Source organism: Pseudonocardia halophobica (assembly GCF_027922425.1).
In the GTDB taxonomy this organism is placed as follows: Bacteria; Actinomycetota; Actinomycetes; order Mycobacteriales; family Pseudonocardiaceae; genus Pseudonocardia; species Pseudonocardia halophobica.
This window is the reverse complement of record NZ_BSFQ01000087.1, coordinates 1-2219: the sequence shown is the minus strand read 5'-3', so window position 1 is coordinate 2219 and position 2219 is coordinate 1. Positions and strand designations below refer to the sequence as shown.

The 2219-nt window shown below is 60.6% G+C and carries 2 protein-coding genes; both read right to left on the bottom strand.

The window, feature by feature from the left end; genetic code table 11:
• Positions 1-373 (bottom strand): hypothetical protein (locus PKE99_RS39115; protein ID WP_438865944.1); only part of this gene is annotated, 373 nt, incomplete at its 3' end.
• A 407-nt stretch (positions 374-780) separates the two neighbouring features.
• On the bottom strand, positions 781-2082 hold the full coding sequence (locus tag PKE99_RS39110; RefSeq protein ID WP_189383119.1) for a plasmid recombination protein: 1302 nt from the start codon (positions 2080-2082) through the stop codon (positions 781-783).
• Between the last annotated feature and the right edge of the window lie 137 nt (positions 2083-2219).

Here is a 2219-nt window from a genome sequence, read left to right as displayed (position 1 = left end):
GGTCGCTCATGTCCAAGGCGCGACCGTTCAGCCCATCATCGAACCAGATCAGACTCACGCTGTCGGAGTATCCGCCTGTCAGCTTCGACTTCTGGTACTCGCCCAAGACAGCCTGAAACACTCGTGCACCCGTCTTACTCAGATCGAAGGCTGCTTTCACGCCCTCGGCGAACACCTTCACGAAATGCTCTTCGTCCTTCTCCTCAATGACGTGGATGATACTCGATCCGACGACTTCGCCAGTATCAGGGTCCATCAGGTCTTTGGGTGCCGAGCGAGTACGCACCGTCTTGTGGCTCGTCTGAATCTCCGATCCATCCATGAACGGGTTCTCGGTCGGTGAGTATTCCAGCTTTCGCAAATTCAGCGCCATAAGATTTCGCTCCAGCGAAGGTTTTCGTATGATTTATTGTCTCTCACGCGAAGCGACTATGTCCCCTGAGCGAAGAAATCTCAACGATTTTCTTCGCTCGATGTCGCGTTTTCTTCGCTCGATGTCAAAATTTCTTCGCTCGTGATTCAACGCAGCAAGGCAAAATCGATGTTTCTCTTCTCACTCTTATATAGGCAGGCAAAAAATCCACAGCCGAGCGCGCTTGCGCGCCGGGGGGGAGCGCCCATTCACAGGGCTGGCGATCCCCCGCCTTCGGGCGGTTGTGGAGTTTTTGTTTGCCACCGCACGCGAAGCCCTTGAGGGCTGAGCGGGTGGTAAGGGGGGGACTGGGGGGGATTTTCCCCAGGAACCTGTCCAGGCTGATCTGTCGGGGTTTGCTGAGAAGATCAGAAGTCCAGATCCCGCGACCTGTGCTTGGACTGAACCGGCGCTTCCTGCTCAACTTCGATCTCCGGTTTTGGTTCGCGCTGAATGGTTTTTGTGACCTCTGGCGCCCGTAGGCCAAGGTTCTGCTCATTGCGGGTCACCGCAGCTTCGGCGTTCTGGGGCCAGAGCTGGGCGTGGCTGGGGTAGGGTATCCGTTCATCGCCGCGCAGCTGGGCGAGGGTGTTCTTCACGAAGGCTTCCGCCCTAGCGCAGAAATCCGCACATTTGGCGATGACGGCCGTCAGATGCATCCTGTCGGTCAGGGCCGGGAAGAAGGCCCGTCCAGCCTCATACCCCTTGCGGTCGTCATCCATGCCCATGCCGAAGCGTTGGGCTGTCGTGACGACATTTTCTGCGTCCTTGCGCACATCGTTGATGATTGGCCAGGGGTCGGTTTTCGTGCCATCCACCAGAGAGAGCTGCAGCGCCCATGCCCGAGGGGCCTCATAGGCAGCAGGAGCGCGCCTGTGGGCCTGTATCTCCCTCTGGAGCAGCAGAAGGTCGCGCAGATCGTCCAGGGCCTCTGGGGACAGCTCTGAGGCGCTCTGAAGGGCACGGACAACGTCAGGGGTCCGCACTTGATCCCGCAGCACTTCTTCCCGGGCCTTGTCCTTCACCAGGCCATAGGTTTCGGGAGTCAGATGCTGCCGATCGGTGATGACGCGGCGGGTGCCTCGTTCGATCTGGGCATCGAGATGCTGGCGCGACCAGTCCGCCCAGGACGTCTGCAGGGCCGAATACTCGTTCCTCTCCCCCGTCGCGGCCTTCAGCTCGACCAGGGCCTTCTGGGTGGAGATCACGGGCTTGCCGCGGCTGGTGCGCACCGGGGCAATCATCAGATCCACCACAGCGCCGCCTGCCTCGTCCAGGTCGAGACGTGCGCCGAACACCGCCCCCTTTCCAGCCCAGCTTTCCGCCCATGCCTTCGCCTGGTCGAACAGGGCGCGGTTGCGGGGGTTCTCGGGGTCGTGGAGGTCGCCCGCCGCCTTGACCCATTCCGGCGACACGACACAGAGCGCCTGCATGCACAGAGGCGCGCCCTTGCGTTCACCAGCGCCCAGCTCGGCCTTATGGGCCTTGAAGGCGGCGAGGTAGTCGCGGTCGCTCTCTGGGGCTTTGGACCATGCCAGACCCGCTCCTGGCTCAGCCCCTTCCCGCAGCCGTGCTTGGCTGGTCTCGTCGGCCCGTTCAGCGTGGAGGGTGGCCCCGCGCAGCTGGGCGATGCTGGTGATCTTGTTGACGCGGATGGCGGCCTTGAACATCAGGGATAAGACTTATGACTTGTGACATGTGAGGCCGGATAAAAGACAAAGGATTTACGCGGCAGGTGATGGGGTCAGGGTAGCCGGGAAGGGAAGAATTGTCATTTGAAATGACAACCCACTAGGCAATTCCCTCC

What these genes read in the sequence shown, in the direction of transcription:
- PKE99_RS39110 (WP_189383119.1), bottom strand. Translation starts at nt 2,082, where the DNA reads ATGTTCAAGGCCGCCATCCGCGTCAACAAGATCACCAGCATCGCCCAG.